Genomic DNA, 17756 nt, shown 5'->3' on the forward strand with positions numbered 1-17756 from the left:
CGCTTACTCCCCTCCTGACGCGGCGCGGGCGCGGGATGCGTCCACCTGGATTGTTGGCGGTGGCCCGTCGCGTTGCTCGGCAAACACGGTTTCGAGCGCGGCGCGGATGGCGGTGATGCGGGACGTGATGAGCGACTCGCTCTCGCCCGGTGCGATGGCGTAGGTGGCGCGCACCAGCATGTGCGTCTCCTCGCCTGTGGCGAGCGCACGCAAGCGTTCGAGCACTTCGGGTTTCAGATTGCCCGCTGTGTCAAAGGCATTGGCACCGATATCGAGCTGAACCAGATCAGCCTCGCTCGCGCCGAAATTGAGCACACCCATGATGCCGCGCGTCAGACGGATCGAGCGCGGATTGTCAGTGGTCATCGCCCAGCCCTGCGGCAGCGATGCCTCGTCGACTTCGAGCACGAAGTTGGAACCGATGCGCGCGTCCGGAACGGCGGCACAAGGAATGTGATAACGACCGAATTCGTCGGTGGTGATGATCTGGCCGTTGACTGTGGCGAGGCGCACGGCAGGCACGCCGGGTTCGCCATCATCCTGATAGCCGTCGCCGTCATAATCCTCGAACACCTGACCGATCAGCTCGGTGCAATCGAAGACGGTGCTCGGCGTGATGATGACCGTCGCGGTGCCGCGGTTGGAGATTTCACTGCCGTCGAGGCCGTTTTCGGCGAGGCCGGTATTGACCGCCTGCCCTTCGGTTACGCCCGCGCCGACGACCAGCACCAGTTGATAGGTCATTTCGCCATTGGCGGGGATGATCTGCCCTGGCCATACCAGCTCGCGATTGCCGTTTTCGAATTGCGGCTCCTGCGCCATCCCGTTCACCCGCGCGGTGCCGGTGACATAGGTCATGCCCGGTGGGAGAACGTCCACCACATCAACGCCAGCGCGCTGCACATTCTCGGTGTTGCGCACGGTGATCTCGTAGGGAACCAGATCGCCCGTGCTCGCGGAGCGGCGGGTCGAAGTCTTGGTCACCACCAGCCCGTCGCGCGCCAAGAAGGGATCGAGCGCGATGTGGTTGTTGATGATGTCGGGATCGCCCGTCTCCAGCTCGAAGCTGATGAAATAGACCGGAGCGTTGCCCACCGGCACGGCGGGCGAAACGCTGACCGAATAGGGATTGCCCAGCCCCGTCGGATCAAGCGGCCCCGGCTGCGGCGGCAGCACGGTGGAAGTAAAGCTGTAGCCCGGCGGCGGCGTGATGCGGATCGTGTAATCGCTTTCACCCGTGGGACAGGCAGGCGCTGCGCCCGGCACCACGTCGAAACGGTAGGCCCCGCTTGCGCCCGTCACCTGATTGCTTTGCGAGGCGTCGACATAGCAATCCTCGGGCAGCGGAATGCCGTTTGAATCGACCAGCGTTGCGGTCGCGCCAGCCACCGGCAATCGGGTGACCGAATCGTAGATGATGCCCGATGGATCGATCGGCAGGTTCTGGTCTGGAAGCGTGGTTGCGTCCTCGAGGAAAATGCCCGTGATTTCTTCGTAAACAACGCCGCCGTCGGGGCTGCGGAAACGGATGGTGTATTCAGTGCCGCCCGGAAGGCCGGGGAAGGCGTAGGAGCCATCAGTGCCTGTAATTGCCGTGCCAACGACGCTGCCGCCGGAGAGCACTTCGACAGTCCAGCCGGCAAGCCTTGTGTCGCCGTCATCCAGCTCGCGGTCGCCATTATTGTCGAGATAGACGGTGCCGTCGATCTCGCTGATCGGCGTGACGATCTCGATTGTCACCAAAGCGGTTTCGCAATTGGTCGGGATCGCCAGTTCGCAGATCCGGTATTCGAACGTGTATTCGCCCGGAGCCATTCCCGGCGCGACATTCACATTGCCCGTCACCGTATCAAAGGTGATTCCCGTAGGGAGATTGGAGCCCGGCGCAAGCGAAAGCACGGCGTTATCACGGGTTGCCGGGCCGCCATCGATCGTGTCGCCGGTAAAGACGTTGACCACGCCCGTTCCGCCAACCGCCGCATTGATCCCGCGTCCTTCATCAGGCGTGGCCACAATCACGGCTTCGACATCAGTGATGGTCGTTGCAGTATTGTTGCCGCCATCGGGATCGAACGACCCGGTGGGCGGAGCCACGCTGGCGGTGTTGGTGACGGGGTCCATCGCCAACACCACGCCAGTGGGCAAAGCCACCGCAAGGAATGGAAGGATGCTGGTAAACATCCGCGCAAGCGGCAAGCCTGGCAAACCCAGATTGTTCTGTAGGGTATACATAGACTTAGCCACCTTGCGCTTCCGTCCTATTCCTTAGCTTCAGTCGATCGAGCAGCTGTAGGTGATGGTGGTGCTTTCACCCGCCGCCAGCGAACCGAGCGTGATGCCCGCACCCGTCAGGTCAGCGATGGTGAAGCTGCCCACCGGCACGCCGTCGCCCGTCAGGGTTACGGTGTTGCCGACCGGGCAGGTCAGGCCTGCGCCCGGGACGTCGGTGACAACCGCGCCAACCGCTGCATCGGGGCCAGCGTTGGACACGACCAGCGTGTAAGTAACCGTATCGCCCGACTGGACGGTGGTGACACCGTTGGTCTTGGTGATCGAGAGATCGACCGTCGGGGCAATGATGACCGTTGCAGTAGCCTGCGCGGTGTTGCCCGGATTGTTGCGGTCCTCGATCTCGTAGACGATGGTGTAGGTGCCACCGGGCGTGTTTGCCGGAACCTGCACCTGGCCCGTTGTCAGGTCGATAAACGGCACGTTGCCGCTGCCGCTCGCCGGAGTGACGATGGAGATGCTGACTTCGGTGATGTCCGTCTGCACGCCGTTTAGCGTGTCGCCTGCCAACACGTCGAGCACGTCGGCAGAGCCTGCCACGCCGCTGAGGCCGGTGACGCTGTCATCATCCGCCGTGATCGCCGGCGCCACCACGTTGACGGTTGCCGTCGCGGTATCGCAATTGGTCGGGTTGATGACTTCGCAGATCGTATAATCGAAGGTGTAGACGCCTGCCGGGGTGCCCGCTGCAACATCCACCGAGCCATCGGTGATGTCGAAGGTGAGGCCAGTGGGGACGCTGGAGGTGGTCGCCACCGCCAGAGTGACATTGCTGACCGTGGCCGCGCCGCCATTGAGCGTGTCATTATCCAGCACATTGATGACATTGGTGCCACCATCCGCGCCGTTAATGTCGAGCGAGCTGTCATTGACCGCATCGATCACCGGTGCATCAACCGTCACGCTGACCGTGTTGGTCTCGCAATTGGTCGGGTTGAGCACGTCACAGATCGTGTAGTCGAAGGTGTAGACGCCCGCCGGAGTGCCCGGATCGACGCTGACGCCGCCATCGGTCGTATCGAAAGTAAGGCCGGTCGGAACCGACGAACCGCTCGCCACGGTGATGGTGACAGTGGACGGGGTCGCAGGGCTGCCGCCAATCGTGTCGCCGTCGAGCACATTGACCACATCGGTGCCGCCATCGGCGCCATTGATGCCGGTAACCGTATCGGGATCGGCGACAATCACCGGCGCATCAACCGTGATGCTGACGGTGTTGGTGTCGCAGTTCGACGGGTTGACCGCATCGCAGATCGTGTAGTCGAAGGTGTAGACACCCGCCGGGGTCGCTGGATCAACGCTGACCGAACCGTCGGCGGTGTTGAAGGTAAGACCTGCCGGGACGGACGAACCGCTGGCAACGGTGATGACGACATTGCTCGTGGTCGCTGCGGCGCCGCCAATCGTGTCGCCATCAAGCACGTTGAGCACGTTGCTCTGGCCTGCCACGCCATCCACGCCGGTGGCGCTGTCTGGATCGGCCAGGATCGTCGGTGCTTCCACCGTCACGCTCACCGTATTGGTGTCGCAATTGGCCGGGTTGAGCACGTCGCAGATCGTATAATCGAAGGTGTAGACACCCGCCGGCGTGTTCGGAGCGACGCTGACGCCGCCATCGGTGGTGTCGAAGGTGAGGCCTGCCGGAACCGAGGAACCGCTCGCCACGCTGATCGTGACATTGCTGGTCGTCGCCGGATTGCCGCCAATCGTGTCGCCATCGAGGACGTTGAGCACATCGGTGCCGCCTGCCAGGCTGTCGACGCCGGTAACCGAGTCCGGGTCGGCGACAATCACCGGCGCATCAACCGTAATGCTGACGGTGTTGGTGTCGCAGTTCGACGGATTGATCGCGTCGCAGATCGTGTAGTCGAAGGTGTAAACACCGGCCGGAGTGCCCGGATCGACGCTGACGCCGCCATCGGTCGTATCGAAGGTGAGACCTGCGGGGACAGAGGAACCGCTCGCAACGGTGATGACGACATTGCTGGTCGTCGCCGCCACGCCGCCGATAGTGTCGCCGTCGAGCACGTTGACCACGTCGGCCACGCCCGCCACGCCGTCCACGCCGGTAGCGCTGTCCGGATCGGCCACGATGGCCGGATCGGTGACGGTTACCGTCGCGGTGGCCGTGTCGCAGTTCGTCGGCTGACCGGCTTCACAGATCGTGTAGTCGAAGGTGTAGACGCCGCTGCCAGTGCCCGCTGCCACGTCAATCGTGCCATCGGCGGTATCGAAGGTAAGGCCCGCCGGGACCGAGGAGCCCGAGGCAACCGCAATGGTCACATTGCCGGTCGTCGCCGCCGCGCCATTGCTGGTATCGTTGCCGAGCACGCTGAGGACATCGGTCGCCCCGGCAAAGCCGAAGGCACCCGAAGCGGAGTCGTCATTGGCGATGATTGCCGCGAGCAGCGTATCGGTATCGGTCGCCGAGTTGTTGGTGGGATCGGTATCGATCGCGCCACTCGGCACCGAGATCGACGCCGTGTTCGACGGGTCAACCTGCGCATAGGCCGTGCCGGGAACGGCAACGGCGATAAAGGGAAGCGCACTCGTCAGCATCTTGCGCACAGGCAAGTTGCCGATGGGGAACGCAGGCGGGGGAGCTGCAATGCTTTGTACTGAGTTCATCATGTTAGTTCACCTGGCAAGAGTAAGAGAGAGTGGTCGTTTGACCGGTAGAGAGAGTGCCGAGCGTGATGCCCGCACCGGTTAGGTCTGCGATTGTGAAGGAACCGGCAGGGACACCGTCGCCCGTGATCGTCACGGGACTGGCGGCATCGCAGGAAAGCCCCGCGCCGGGAGTATCGGTAAGGATGGCACCAACGGCATCGTCAGGGCCGTTATTGGTCACGCGAATGGTGTAGGTTGTGGTCGAACCCGAAATGAGCGTGTCATCCGGCTGATCGACTTCGCCGTTGACGCCCGGCGTGTTGGTCTTGGTCAGCGCCAGATCAACGGCCGTCGTCAACGTGACGATGTAGTCCTCGACCTCGCCATTTCGGGCCGCAACCGTTGCGCCAGAGGCCGTGAGCGTATCGCTCGTGTAGCGCAGGCGGACATAGGTGCTTGCGCCCGAGGTAACGCCCGAAACGCCGCTCCAGACCAGATCGCTGGCAGGAACGCCGCCGGTGACGGTTGTCGATGCGAATTCGTCGGTGTCGAACGTGCCGTTGCCGTCAAAATCGACCCAGCCGTAAAGATTGCCCGAACCCGAAACCGAGATGTTGGATGCAGGCAGCGTGTAAGTGGTGGTGGCGCGTGTCAGCGTCCCGAACGAAGAAATGCCGTTCTCGTCATCACCACGCGGGTCGGTATCATCGCCATCGGCGTTGACGCTCGCTTGCGCGCTGAATTCCGGATCGATGCCGGTGCCGAGAATGGGCTGGCTGGCATCCGCCACCAGACCGAGGCCCAGCGGATTGGCATCCTCGCGGAAGGCATGGACGGCCGAACCGTAGGATGCGGGCGCGTCGGAAAAATCGCACGGCAACAGCACGCCGAACGCGACCGCCTGATTACCGCCGGCGACCATCGCCACATCGGTACGGCTCACCGCCTTTGTCAGCAGGACGGGGGAATTCGATGGCCCTTCGGTTCGGGTAATGGTGATTGTTTGGCTTCCAACGCCGGCCATCACATACCCTGTGCCGCCGATGTTCTCGATCAGCGCCCAGCCGCCACCATTGGTCGTCGCGGCGATGGACTCGCCTCCACCATTGGTGGCTTCCGCATCGAAGAAGATCAGATCGAGCGGCTGCGCTTGCCCGCCTACCGTGAACGTCCAGTTGATCGTAAAGCCGAGGTCGTCATTGACAGTGTGGATCGCCTCGCCCGCGCCTGGGCCGTTATAGGCCTGAAACGCCGATGATCCGACCCATGTCTGCATATCGCGAATGTCCATGTTTCCGGCATTCACGACATTGCTGAAGGTCGCCGTCAGCGTTCCCGTGCGGCAGCCGGTCAGCGCGAAATTGACGACGTCGCCGTTCTGGATGCCATCGACGATCGAGCTGGTCGACCAGTCGAGGATCGCGATGCTGGACTGGTGCAGGCCGTTGCCGCTGGTGGCATAGGACATCGTACCCGGCCCCGTTGAGGGCGCCGGGATAACGCGGTCGCTATCGGTTGCGGTGTTGTTGGCGGCATTCGGATCCGTCAGCCCGCTAGGTCCGGTAATCTGGACGGTATTTGTGGCTGTTTGCGCATACGCTGTCACGGGGGCAGCCGTGGCTGCCATCGCGATTGTTACAGGCCACAATCGGCAAGCACCGGTCAAAAGCATCCTGAGAGAAAGGCGATGTTGTGCCATGGTCAGTTCACCGTGCACGCGTAGCTGAGCGTGGCACTCTGGCCGCCCGCAAGAGTGCCGAGCGTAATGCCCGCACCGGTCAAATTTGCTACCGTGTAGCTACCTGCGGGAACGCCGTTGCCCGAAATTGTAACGGTGTTGGAGCCGGCACAAACAATGCCGCTGCTCACCGTGTCCCTGACGATGATGCCATTTACACTCACCGTGCCATTGTTTGTTACGATGACCGTGTATGTCGTTGTCTGGCCAGCATTCACGGAATCGTTGGCCTGGTCGACATTGCCGTTTACGCCCGGCGTATTGGTTTTGGTGACCGATATGTCTGCGGAGCCGGTCACGGTCACCGTCGCAGTGGCGATGGCGCAATTGGCTGGAAATCCGGTTTCACAGATCCGGTAGTTGAAGGTGTGCACACCCACGGGCGTGCCTGCGGCAACCGTGACCGCACCGGTCGTGGTGTTGAAGGTCAGACCCGCGGGCACAGTCGATCCGGGAGCAACGCTCAGCGTGGTATTCACGCCATTGACGGCAACCGTGTTGAGCGTGTCATTGGCGCGGACATTGGCAATCGCCGTTCCGCCCGTCGTTGCGCTGGTCGAGCCGGTATCGTTGCTGGCAACGACGCTGCCCGACGCGACGACAATGACGATATTGTTCAAGCTTATGCGCGAGGTTGCATCGCGCCCGGCTTGCACATCGTCATAGATCATACGGAAGGTGCGGGTTGGCGTGGCCATCGTGAAGGTGGCCGCTTCGTCAACGGGGTTGTTGCCAGAATCATTGGCGATGAAGCTGCCCACAGCTCCCGCCGCCGTTAGCCGTGCAGCTTGGTCGGCGTAGGTCGGCGGGCTCGCAAAAGAGTGGACTTCGATGGTGGGCGACGTCCAAGTGCCCGGAACGTTCATCGCCATCCCATCGCGCGGGCCAGTGCCATCGAAATCGTCGATATCGATGAAATTGATCGACTGAACGAGAAAGCCGGACGTCTCGAAATCAAAGGTGATAGCGCGGTCGCACGCTGCGACGCTGACCCGCGCATATTGGAAAGTCCGCCCGGTCGCATCGATCGAGGCGCAACTGGTGTTCTGAGGCTGCATCCGCACAGTAATCGTGCGACCAAGACTGTCGGCAAAGGTAGCGGTCCAGCTGTTGGGCACCGATTGGACGGTAAAGGTCGATTGTGCTGCCGCATCGTCCGGCGCGCCGATCAGCGACAGGCCAGCGGTAGCGAGCAGCGCCGCGGCTTTGCCTGTTCCTTTTCTGATCCAGCCTGTGAAGGCAGCGAGCCGAAGCATTACGTAGTACCCGTTAGTGTTCAAACAATCGGGGTTTCGTCGAAGGTCGGATAAGCCAGAGCAAGCGCCCCGCGTCGAAAACCCGAGGCGCTTTCTGGACAGAAATGGTTAACAACTATTTGAGGAGACCGGCCCGTTACGCGATTTTACAAGGTTTGCTGCAGGATTGCGGGTTAATTGCAGCCCATACTCCAGCGTTAGGAGAGTTTAACAAGGGCTTGCCGCGCCCTAAGGGAATGGCCCCGAAAATGCCGCGGCAAGACGCAATGCTGGACAAGCCCGCCAGCCTGCGGGCATAGGCGCTGGCCATGCACGATATCCGCTCGATCAGAGACAATCCGCAAGGCTTCGATAACGCGCTGGCAAGGCGCGGGCTGGAGCCGGTGAGCGCCGCCATCCTCTCCCTCGACACGCAATTGCGCGACGTGACGACGCGGCTGCAAGAAATGCAAAGCCGCCGCAACGAAGCGTCCAAGGCTATCGGTCAGGCGATGGGCCAGGGCGACCGCGAGACGGCCGATGCGCTGAAGGCCGAAGTCGCGCAGATCAAGGGCGATATGCCCGCGCTGGAAGACCGCGAACGCGCGCTGGGCGATGAATTGCGCATGGCGCTCGCCACCATCCCGAACCTCCCCGCCGCCGATGTTCCGCAAGGCGAGGACGAGGCGGGCAATGTCGAAGTTGCGACGTGGGGCGAGAAGCGCGCCTTCGACTTCACGCCGAAGGAACACGCCGATCTCGGCCCCGCGCTCGGCATGGAGTTCGAGACCGGTGCGAAGCTCTCGGGCGCGCGCTTTACCTTCCTGCGCGGCGATATCGCCCGCCTGCACCGCGCGCTGGCGCAGTTCATGCTCGACACGCAGACGCGCGAAAACGGCTACACCGAATGCAACCCGCCGGTGCTGGTGAACGATGACGCGATGTACGGGACGGACAAGCTGCCCAAGTTTGCCGGGGATAGTTTCCGCACCACCGATGACCGCTGGCTCATCCCCACGTCCGAAGTCAGCCTCACCGCATCGGTCGCGGGTGAAATACTGCCCGATCTTGCCGCCGCCATCCGTCTCACCGCGCACACGCTCTGCTTCCGCAGCGAAGCGGGCGCGGCGGGGAAGGATACGCGCGGCTTTATCCGCCAGCACCAGTTCGAAAAGGTCGAGTTGGTCAGCATCTGTCGCCCCGAAGATTCCGATGCCGAGCATGAGCGGATGACCGGCTGTGCAGAAGGCATTCTGAAGGCGCTCAACCTGCCCTATCGCAAAGTGTTGCTCTGCACCGGCGATATGGGTTTCGGTGCGCGCAAGACCTACGATCTCGAAGTCTGGCTGCCGGGCCAAGGTGCTTATCGCGAGATCAGCTCCTGCTCGAACACCGGCGATTTCCAGGCGCGGCGGATGAACACCCGCTACCGGCCAGAGGGCGAAAAGAAGACCGAATTCGTCCACACGCTCAATGGCTCCGGCCTCGCTGTAGGCCGCACGCTTGTGGCGGTGATGGAGAATTACCAACAGGAAGACGGCTCGGTTCTGGTTCCGGAAGTGCTCGCGCCCTATATGGGCGGGGTGACTGCGATTTTGCCGGTTTAGTTGCCGCAAGCACCGACGATGCGGTCCAGTCCTCGGATAATTGTTCTCCTTTGCATCCTAATTGCACTCGTAACCGGTTGGTATTTCAATGTTGAGCCAACTGGTATGGGTGCCGGTGCTTCCCCAACTGACCGCGATCACACCCAGCGCTGGATCGATGCCAGTCCGGAACGGCAACAAGCCTATGCCGATTTCGTGCAATTCCTTCAAAGTGAAGAAGTCAGTGACATCGTTCCGCCATATACGCTTCTTCGCGCTGATCGCCCAAATGCGCACCGATGCAATGGTGAACTGCTCTCTATTCCTCCAGCAGAAATGTGGCCACAGATAGTTCCAACGCTGAGGCTGGTGCGCGATGTGGTGATCCCCGAAATTGGCGAAGTCGAAGTGATATCTTCCTATCGTTCACCGGCGATGAATGAATGCGCCGGTGGAGCGTCAAACAGTCGGCACCTTTCGTTTTCTGCGCTTGATCTAGTTCCCAAGCAGCAACGATCGGCGCTCAATACATTCACCACTCTTTGCCACGTGTGGCGCAGCGCAGGTACATCATCACAATGGGGCCTTGGCGCGTATTTCGACGTTGCACAGCCAGAAAGAAACGAGCGCGCAAGATTCCATGTTGACGCTACGGGTTGGCGCACTTGGGGTTATACCTACGAAAACGAGAGTAGCGCCTGCCATCAAGTTTGATGTGACTTTGAGACGACCAAGGCCTTTACATCGCAGCCACATTATACGATCCGAAAAATAGTGCGTATCCTCCTCACCAATGATGACGGCATCCATGCCCCCGGCCTTGTCGTGCTGGAGAAGCTGGCGCGGCAATTGTCGGACGACATCACAATTTGTGCGCCCGCCGAAGAGCAATCGGGTGCCGGACACTCGCTCACGCTGCACAGCCCGGTGCGCCTGCGCCAGCATGGCGAGAAACGCTATTCGGTCACCGGCACGCCGACCGACAGCGTGAACCTGGCGCTGCGCAAGCTGTTTGCCGACGGCAAGCCCGATCTCGTCCTGTCGGGCGTCAATGCGGGAGAGAACCTGGGCGATGACATCACCTATTCGGGCACCGCATCGGCAGCGATGGAGGCGGCGCTGGCAGGCGTTCCCGCCATCGCGCTGAGCCAGGCCTTCCGCGACAATGGCGCGAGCTTTTCCGCGACCGAGGATTGGGGGCTGAAAGTCCTCACTCCGCTGGTTGATGTGACGATGGCCAAGCGCACGCTCATCAACGTCAACTTTCCCGCTCTTCCTGCAGACAAGGTGCGCGGTATCCGCGTGGTGCGGCAGGGGTTCCACGATTATTCGCGCGGCTCGCTGGTCGAGGCAACCGATCCGCGCGGGCGGCCCTATTTCTGGTTCGGTCTGCAAGATGCAGAGCATACGCTGGATCATGGCACCGACTTGGAAGCGATCGAGGACGGCTATATCTCGGTGACCCCGTTGCAACTCGATTTGACGCATTACGCTGCAATTGGCACTCTGGCAGAACGGTTTGCTGCGGAAGAGGGCAACTGAGGCGGGATGCGGCTCACAACCAACAAGAAACGCGGCAAGACCGATCTCGGCCCCGCCCGGTTGCGACGCGCGGTCAAGATCCCCGTATGGGGCGACTTGGGCCTGCGAATGGGCCTGGCGCTGCTTCTGATCCTTACTGTGATCATGATCCATTGGTTCGATCGGGGAGGGCTGGTGGACAATGTGGACGGCCATGTCAGCTTCACCGATGTGATCTATTTCACCATGATCTCTGTCACCACCACCGGCTTTGGCGATATCGCCCCGGTGACAGACAGGGCGCGGATGGTCGAAGCGATTGTCGTGACCCCGGTGCGCGTTGCGGTGATCTTCATTTTCGTGGGCGCGGCCTACAGTTTTGTGCTCAAACGCAGTTGGGAGAAATGGCGCATGGCGCGGATCCAGGAACAGCTTTCGGACCACATCGTGGTGCTCGGCTTTGGCGTCTCCGGCGCGGAAGCGGTGGGGGAGCTGATCGAGCGCGGCACCGATCCCGGCAATATCGTGGTCATGGACCCCGGCGAGGAAAGACTTGCGCTGGCCGAAGCCATGGGTTGCAACGTCATCCAGGCCGACGCCACGCGCGACGAGAATCTGGAAGCCGTACGCATCGCCGCTGCACAGACCGTGCTCGTCTCTGCCGGGCGTGACGACAGCTCGATCCTGATCGTGCTCACCGTGCGCCATCTGGCGCCGCACGTTCCCATCAGCGTGGTGGTGCGCGCTGCCGATAACGAATTGCTCGCGCGGCAGGCGGGCGCGGACAATGTAATCAACCCTGTGCGCTTTACCGGTCTGCTGCTGGCGGGCAGTGCGCGTGGAGCGCATATTGCCGAATACATGGCCGATCTCGCGTCGGTGACCGGACGGGTCCAGCTGGTGGAGCGTGCCGTCTTGCCCGAAGAAATCGGCAAGCCCTTGTCCGAACTCGCATCGGGCGGACGGGGCCTGCGCATTTACCGCAATGGCGGCGCTTGCGGCTTTTGGGAGCACGAGGCCGATTGCCTGCAGGCGGGCGACATCGTGGTCGAAATCCTGCCCTCCGATCCCGCCAGCAGCAATGGCGAAGCGGCAACGCCCGAAAGAGCCTAGCCCCCGTCCGCCGCCGCGTGTAAGGGCGCGGCATCATGGCTACCCTCATTCCAGACCAGAAGCGCGTCGGCATGGTGTCGCTCGGCTGCCCCAAGGCGCTGGTCGATTCCGAACGCATCCTCACCCGCCTGCGCGCCGATGGCTATGCCATGTCGCCCGACTATGCCGGGGCGGACGTGGTGCTCGTCAACACCTGCGGCTTCCTCGACTCCGCCAAGGAGGAGAGCCTCGAAGCCATCGGCGAGGCCATCGCCGAGAACGGCCGCGTCATCGTCACCGGCTGCATGGGGGACGAGGCGGAGATGATCCGCGCCCGCTATCCCAAAGTCCTCGCGATCACCGGCGCGCACCAGTATGAAGACGTGGTCGAGGCCGTTCACGAAGCTGCGCCGCCCTCGCAAGGGCCGTTTATCGACCTTGTGCCGCAGCCCGACGTTAAGCTGACACCAAGGCACTACTCCTATCTCAAGATCAGCGAGGGGTGTAACCACTCCTGCGCCTTCTGCATCATCCCGCAATTGCGCGGGAAGCTCGCCAGCCGCCGGATCGACGCGGTGCTGCGCGAGGCGGAAAAGCTGGTCGCGGCGGGCACCAAGGAGCTGCTCGTTATCAGCCAGGACACCTCCGCCTACGGTGTCGACACCCGCCACGAGGAACGCGAGTGGAAGGGCCACCCCGTCCGCGCTCATATGACCGACCTCGCCCGCGAACTGGGCCAGCTGCGCACGCCCGAAGGCACCCCGCCCTGGGTGCGCCTGCACTATGTCTACCCCTACCCCCATGTCGACGCGGTGATCCCGCTGATGGGCGAAGGGCTGCTCACCCCCTATCTCGACATCCCGTTCCAGCACGCCGCGCCCAAAGTGCTCAAAGCCATGCGCCGCCCCGCCAATGAGGCGAAGGTGCTCGAACGCATCAAGAGCTGGCGCGCCATTGCGCCCGATCTCACCATCCGCTCCAGCTTCGTGGTCGGCTTTCCGGGCGAGACCGAGGAGGACTTCCGGTACCTGCTCGACTGGCTGGAGGAAGCCCAGCTCGACCGCGTGGGCGCTTTCCGCTTCGAACCCGTCGAAGGCGCGGCGGCCAACGCCCTGCCCGATCCGGTGCCCGAAGCGGTGAAGGAAGAGCGATACGCAAGGCTGATGGAAGTCACCGAACGCATCAGCGCCGCCAAGCTGGCCGCGAAGGTGGGCCGCACGCTGCCCGTCATCATCGACGAGGTGGGCGAACCCGACGAGGATGGCGATATCGGCGCCACCGGCCGCAGCCAGGCCGACGCGCCGGAGATCGACGGCGCGGTGTTCCTGCGCAACGTGCCTGCGACGCTTGAGCCGGGCGACATCATCGATGTGGCAATCGAGGATGCCGACGCGCACGACCTGTTCGGGGTGCCCATAGCCTGATTCGTTCAGTCTAAGTCGCTCCAGCCTGAACAACGGCGCGGAAATTCACGAAATACATCCGTGTGAAACACTGCAAAAAGTTTCGCTGCGGGGCGGAGGGGGATCGACGTTAGAAAAGAGCCTGCCCGACGGGTGAAGTTGGGCGAAGCGACGCTAGGCACGATGGCGGCGTGTAGGAAAGGGTACAACGGTCTTATAGGTGCGGTCTGCTTTCGGTCGGTCCGAAGGAACGAAACTGGGCCGGTAGCGGACTGTCCGGTTTTGGCGATGAAAGTGCGGATAGCTGACTCTGCTATCTTGCGACTATGTCCCAATCCAATCCAAACTTGGCTAGGTATTTCCGCAGGCGATCTGAATCATTGGTCGATGTGCGCTGTTCGCGTGAGGCGGCAAAGAGGGTGCGTCCTGCGTCAGAAAGGCTGGCTGAGCGTCGGCACACGCCAACCACATATTCCAGCTGTACCCGGTCGAAAGGGTCAATCGCCTCCACTCGCTCCGTTCCTAGCAAGTCGGTCAGGCTGTCGCTCTCCGCCTTGTCGCCTGACCAGAGCCGTGCAAGGCGGCCGGTTTCGAAGTCCACTGCCTCGCGGTCGATCCGGCCGGTGGGGCAAAGTGTTGCCATGCGGGTGACGCTGGCAGCGAGATCGCGGAAATTGCCCTGCCACCGTGCTGACGGGCTCTCGGCAAAAGCGAGATACCGGTCTCGCGCTTCCTTGTTGAATGTAACGCGCGTGCCTTCACGTTCGGCGAAACGCTCAAGTTCGTAGTCGAGGTTGGGTTCGATATCTTCGCGCCGCTCGGCGAGCCCGGGCAATGCGAAGGTCCACAGATTCAGGCGCGCAAACAAGTCTTCGCGGAAATTGCCAGCAGCGACTTCATCCATGAGGTTGCGGTTGGTGCCGGCGATCAGCTGGAACTCGCTCTTCGCCTCGCTGTCTGCGCCAACAGGCAGGAAGCGCCCTTCCTCGATCGCCCGCAGGATCATCGCTTGCTCGTCGAGACCCAGCTCGCCGATTTCGTCGAGGAAAAGGAGGCCCTTGTCGGCACTCTTGAGCAAGCCAGGCCGGTCCGCCACCGCGCCGGTGAAGGCACCCTTCTTGTGACCAAACAGCGCGGACATTGCGCTGTCGCCCTTTAGGGTTGCGCAATTGACCTCCACGAATGGCCCCTCGACCTGATGGCGCAGCTTCTTGAGCTCATATACCTTGCGCGCGAGCTGACTCTTGCCTGCGCCGGTCGGGCCCATTAGCAGAATCGGCGCGCGGCTGCGAACCGCGACCTGTTCGATTTCCTCGACCATGCGGTTGAAGGCCGCATTGCGCGTCTCGATCCCGCTTTTGAGAAAGCTGGTGCTTTCCGCGCTCGCCTCGGCAAAGCGACTGGCGATAGAATCGTAGCGGGAAAGGTCGAGGTCGATCGAAGCCCAGGTGCCGATCGGCTGCGGCGCTCCCTGGTGAGGCTGTGTCTGCAAGAGCTTTCCGGGCAGATAGCGCGCCTCGGTCAGCAGAAAGAGGCAGATCTGCGCCACATGGGTGCCGGTGGTGATATGGATCAGGTAATCCTGTGAGTCCGGATCGAACGCGAATTCTCGCGCGAAATCGAGCAGCTTTCCATAAACCTCCTCGAAGTCCCATGCGTCTTTGAAATCCATGACGTGGGGAACAACTTCGGTCTCGGGCGAAACATCCCGGATATCCTGCATGACGAACTCGGCGAGGCGCCGGTGATAGCTGCCGTGGATCAGCACGAAGCGATCCACCCGCAAGTCCTCTTGCATGCAGATGCTGACCGTGGGCCGCCACTTGTTCCAGCGCGACGGACCGAACTTTGCGGCATCTAGCGTCGAGCCGAGAAAACCTATGACTGTAGTGGGCTTCACTCTTACTCTGATAAAATTTTATCGTTGGCGATACAAGAGGATAGATTTTCTTTGCAACGACAAGTCGGCTGGCGGAAGCGCAAAACCAGATTTTCATCCTTATTTCATAATCTTATAAGAAAGTCGCCGCACTCAACTCCGAATTGGCACGCCTCATGCGTCACCCACACCGTCGGGCCAGTCGAACGTCCGGCATGAAGCGGCGGAAACGGGTGGTCGGAATGGGCCGGCCACCCACACCCGCCAGACAGTTCAAGGGTGGATCGGTGAGCGCATGGGCGCGATCCGGACTCCAAATCCGACGTCCGCCGGTTCGATTCCGGCCACCGGTGCCACCCATGACGCGAAGGAGTTGGACTATGGCCAACAAGACACTTTTTTCCTCTGCGCTGGCGAAGTTGCTGCCGCGCACTGACACGGTAAACCAGGCAGGTGGCAACGCTTATGCCTATGGCCCCGAAGCTCTGCTCGCGCAGCTTGCAGCAACCGGCACCTTGTCGGACGGTTTCTACGCCGATGCGCAGGACCAGCTTGCCAAGGCGCTCGAAGCGGCCTGGGCGGTCGACGCCGAGTGGGTCGCCAAGTGTGCGATCTATGCTCGCCAGTCGGGCGCGATGAAGGATATGCCGGCATTGCTCACTGCAGTGCTGTCGATGTCCGATCCGGACCTGATGGTCCCGGTGTTCAAGCGCGTGATCGATAACGGCCGCATGCTGCGCAACTTCGTGCAGATCATGCGTTCGGGGCAGACCGGGCGGACTTCGCTGGGCTCGCGGCCGAAGCGGCTGGTGCGTGAATGGCTGGAAAATGCCTCGACCCGCCAGCTGATGCAAGCGGCAACGGGTAGTGATCCGAGCCTCGCGGATATCGTAAAGATGGTTCACCCGGCTCCGGCTTCGGCCGAACGGCGTGCCTTCTACGGCTGGCTGATCGGCAAGCCCTATGATGTCGCGGCGCTACCGAAGGAGATCGCCGAATTCGAGGCGTGGAAGGCGGACCGTTCGCGGCCTTTGCCCGATGTGCCCTTCGAATGGCTGACCGCCTTCGAACTGACCGCGAAACAGTGGGCCGTGCTGGCAGAGCGCATCGGGTGGCAGGCGTTGCGGATGAATCTCAACACGCTGGCGCGTAAGGGAGTGTTCCAGATCGACGGAGTGACCGAGATGGTTGCTGCGCGGCTGGCCGATCCCGATGCCATCGCCCGCGTGAAGCCGATGCCCTACCAGTTGATGACGGCGCTGACTCAAGTCGGTGACGGCGTCCCGCTGGCGGTGCAGGCTGCGCTTGAGAAGGCTCTGGACCTGTCGCTTGCGAAGGTCCCGGTGCTGGAAGGTAATGTCGTGGTGTGTCCGGACGTGTCGGGCTCGATGAGTTCGCCTGCGACCGGTTATCGAAAGGGTGCGACTTCGGTCGTACGCTGCATCGACATCGCCGCGCTGGTTTCGGCCACGATGCTGCGGAGCAATTCGCAGACCCGCGTGCTGCCGTTCGAAGTGGACGTGGTGGAGCTCAAGCTTGATCCAAAGGCCCGCGTGGCGGTGAATGCCGCAAAGCTGGCGGGGGTCGGCGGTGGCGGAACCAACGTCTCGGCCCCGCTTGCCTTGCTGAACCGCGAGAAGGCGATGGTCGATTGTGTAGTCATCGTTTCGGACAATGAGTCCTGGTTCGATGCGCCGCGTCCCCGAGGAGTTTGGGGGTCCTATGGCGATGCTTCGGCGACGATGAAGGAGTGGAACAAGCTGAAGGCCCGTAACCCGGGTGCGAAGCTGATCTGCATCGACATCCAGCCTTACGGCTCGACGCAGGCGAAAGATCGCAAGGACATAATGAATGTCGGTGGTTTCACCGACTCGGTGTTCGACGCAATGGCACGCTTCGCCAACGGCGATGCGAAAGATTGGGTCGAGATCGTCAACGAAGTGGAGGTTTAAAATATCAGAGGTCGGGGCAAATGCCGGTGGGACTACATATTCCGAGCAGGCCCGACGAGTAAAGCGCCCCATGGGAGCAATCCTGCGGGGAGATGCGGGTTCGAATCCCGCCGCCGGAACGTAGCTTAAGGGCCGATTGTCTCACCAACACTCGTTGCCCCGACCTTTTCCAAATTCACGGCGGATGCCGGAAGGACTACATCGACTTGTAATCGCCATGTCGCGGGTTCGAATCCCGCCAGGTCCACCAAATACGGGCCTGTAGCTCAGTGGGTAGAGCAGGAACGTCTTTCCAGAACCTCGTCGCCGTGAACCCAAAAAAGCAATTTACGCTGGCGAATGCCGGTCAGGACTACATCGGTACAATAGGCGGTTCGAACCCGCCCCCGGTCCGCGTGGACCGGAGAAGTCTTGCCAATCCTCGTCGCCAGCACCCAAAAAGGTTTTCAGG

11 protein-coding genes and 1 tRNA gene are annotated in these 17756 nt (G+C 61.9%); 7 read left to right on the top strand and 5 right to left on the bottom strand.

Going from position 1 to position 17756, the window contains the following annotated elements; genetic code table 11:
* Positions 1–3 precede the first annotated feature (3 nt).
* The 4 genes from ACS0VV_RS11150 to ACS0VV_RS11165 form a co-directional block, all read right to left on the bottom strand.
* Positions 4–2232: an SdrD B-like domain-containing protein gene (locus ACS0VV_RS11150; RefSeq protein ID WP_483532774.1), complete on the bottom strand. Its 2229-nt coding sequence runs from the start codon at positions 2230–2232 to the stop codon at positions 4–6.
* A 39-nt stretch (positions 2233–2271) separates the two neighbouring features.
* Positions 2272–4857 (bottom strand): beta strand repeat-containing protein, encoded by a 2586-nt coding sequence (locus ACS0VV_RS11155; RefSeq protein ID WP_483533536.1) that lies wholly within the window; start codon positions 4855–4857, stop codon positions 2272–2274.
* Between the two features lie 64 nt (positions 4858–4921).
* Positions 4922–6526 carry a CshA/CshB family fibrillar adhesin-related protein gene (locus ACS0VV_RS11160; RefSeq protein ID WP_483532775.1) on the bottom strand — a complete coding sequence of 535 codons (1605 nt, stop codon included), beginning with the start codon at positions 6524–6526 and terminating at the stop codon, positions 4922–4924.
* A 74-nt stretch (positions 6527–6600) separates the two neighbouring features.
* Positions 6601–7893 carry a COG1361 family protein gene (locus tag ACS0VV_RS11165; protein ID WP_483532776.1) on the bottom strand — a complete coding sequence of 431 codons (1293 nt, stop codon included), beginning with the start codon at positions 7891–7893 and terminating at the stop codon, positions 6601–6603.
* A gap of 308 nt (positions 7894–8201) precedes the next feature.
* On the opposite strand from ACS0VV_RS11165, the gene serS reads away from it, so the two are divergent.
* From serS to rimO, 5 genes are all read left to right on the top strand, one after another.
* Complete coding sequence (serS, locus tag ACS0VV_RS11170; RefSeq protein ID WP_483532777.1) at positions 8202–9479, top strand: serine--tRNA ligase; 1278 nt, start codon at positions 8202–8204, stop codon at positions 9477–9479.
* A 105-nt stretch (positions 9480–9584) separates the two neighbouring features.
* Positions 9585–10172 carry a D-Ala-D-Ala carboxypeptidase family metallohydrolase gene (locus ACS0VV_RS11175; RefSeq protein ID WP_483532778.1) on the top strand — a complete coding sequence of 196 codons (588 nt, stop codon included), beginning with the start codon at positions 9585–9587 and terminating at the stop codon, positions 10170–10172.
* A gap of 60 nt (positions 10173–10232) precedes the next feature.
* Positions 10233–11000 (top strand): 5'/3'-nucleotidase SurE, encoded by a 768-nt coding sequence (gene surE, locus ACS0VV_RS11180; RefSeq protein WP_483532779.1) that lies wholly within the window; start codon positions 10233–10235, stop codon positions 10998–11000.
* Between the two features lie 6 nt (positions 11001–11006).
* Positions 11007–12092 (top strand): potassium channel family protein, encoded by a 1086-nt coding sequence (locus ACS0VV_RS11185; protein WP_483532780.1) that lies wholly within the window; start codon positions 11007–11009, stop codon positions 12090–12092.
* A 35-nt stretch (positions 12093–12127) separates the two neighbouring features.
* Entirely contained in the window at positions 12128–13495 is a 1368-nt protein-coding gene (gene rimO / locus ACS0VV_RS11190) for a 30S ribosomal protein S12 methylthiotransferase RimO (RefSeq protein WP_483532781.1), read from the top strand.
* A 292-nt stretch (positions 13496–13787) separates the two neighbouring features.
* Here the strand turns inward: rimO and rtcR are convergent, their stop codons facing one another.
* Positions 13788–15374: an RNA repair transcriptional activator RtcR gene (gene rtcR, locus ACS0VV_RS11195; protein ID WP_483532782.1), complete on the bottom strand. Its 1587-nt coding sequence runs from the start codon at positions 15372–15374 to the stop codon at positions 13788–13790.
* Between the two features lie 262 nt (positions 15375–15636).
* Between rtcR and ACS0VV_RS11200 the strand changes: the two genes are divergently transcribed.
* A tRNA-Trp gene (locus ACS0VV_RS11200) sits at positions 15637–15709 on the top strand.
* Between the two features lie 24 nt (positions 15710–15733).
* Positions 15734–17305, top strand: coding sequence for a vWA domain-containing protein (locus ACS0VV_RS11205; protein WP_483532783.1), 1572 nt, complete (start codon positions 15734–15736; stop codon positions 17303–17305).
* The last annotated feature ends 451 nt before the right edge of the window (positions 17306–17756 follow it).

The sequence above is a fragment of the Aurantiacibacter sp. KMU-128 genome, assembly GCF_056933515.1.

Coding starts and splice junctions, on each gene's coding strand:
- ACS0VV_RS11165 (WP_483532776.1), bottom strand. CDS start 7,893: ATGCTTCGGCTCGCTGCCTTCACAGGCTGGATCAGAAAAGGAACAGGC.
- serS (WP_483532777.1), top strand. CDS start 8,202: ATGCACGATATCCGCTCGATCAGAGACAATCCGCAAGGCTTCGATAAC.
- ACS0VV_RS11160 (WP_483532775.1), bottom strand. CDS start 6,526: ATGGCAGCCACGGCTGCCCCCGTGACAGCGTATGCGCAAACAGCCACA.
- ACS0VV_RS11205 (WP_483532783.1), top strand. CDS start 15,734: ATGGCCAACAAGACACTTTTTTCCTCTGCGCTGGCGAAGTTGCTGCCG.
- ACS0VV_RS11185 (WP_483532780.1), top strand. CDS start 11,007: ATGCGGCTCACAACCAACAAGAAACGCGGCAAGACCGATCTCGGCCCC.
- rimO (WP_483532781.1), top strand. CDS start 12,128: ATGGCTACCCTCATTCCAGACCAGAAGCGCGTCGGCATGGTGTCGCTC.
- ACS0VV_RS11150 (WP_483532774.1), bottom strand. CDS start 2,232: ATGTATACCCTACAGAACAATCTGGGTTTGCCAGGCTTGCCGCTTGCG.
- ACS0VV_RS11175 (WP_483532778.1), top strand. CDS start 9,585: ATGGGTGCCGGTGCTTCCCCAACTGACCGCGATCACACCCAGCGCTGG.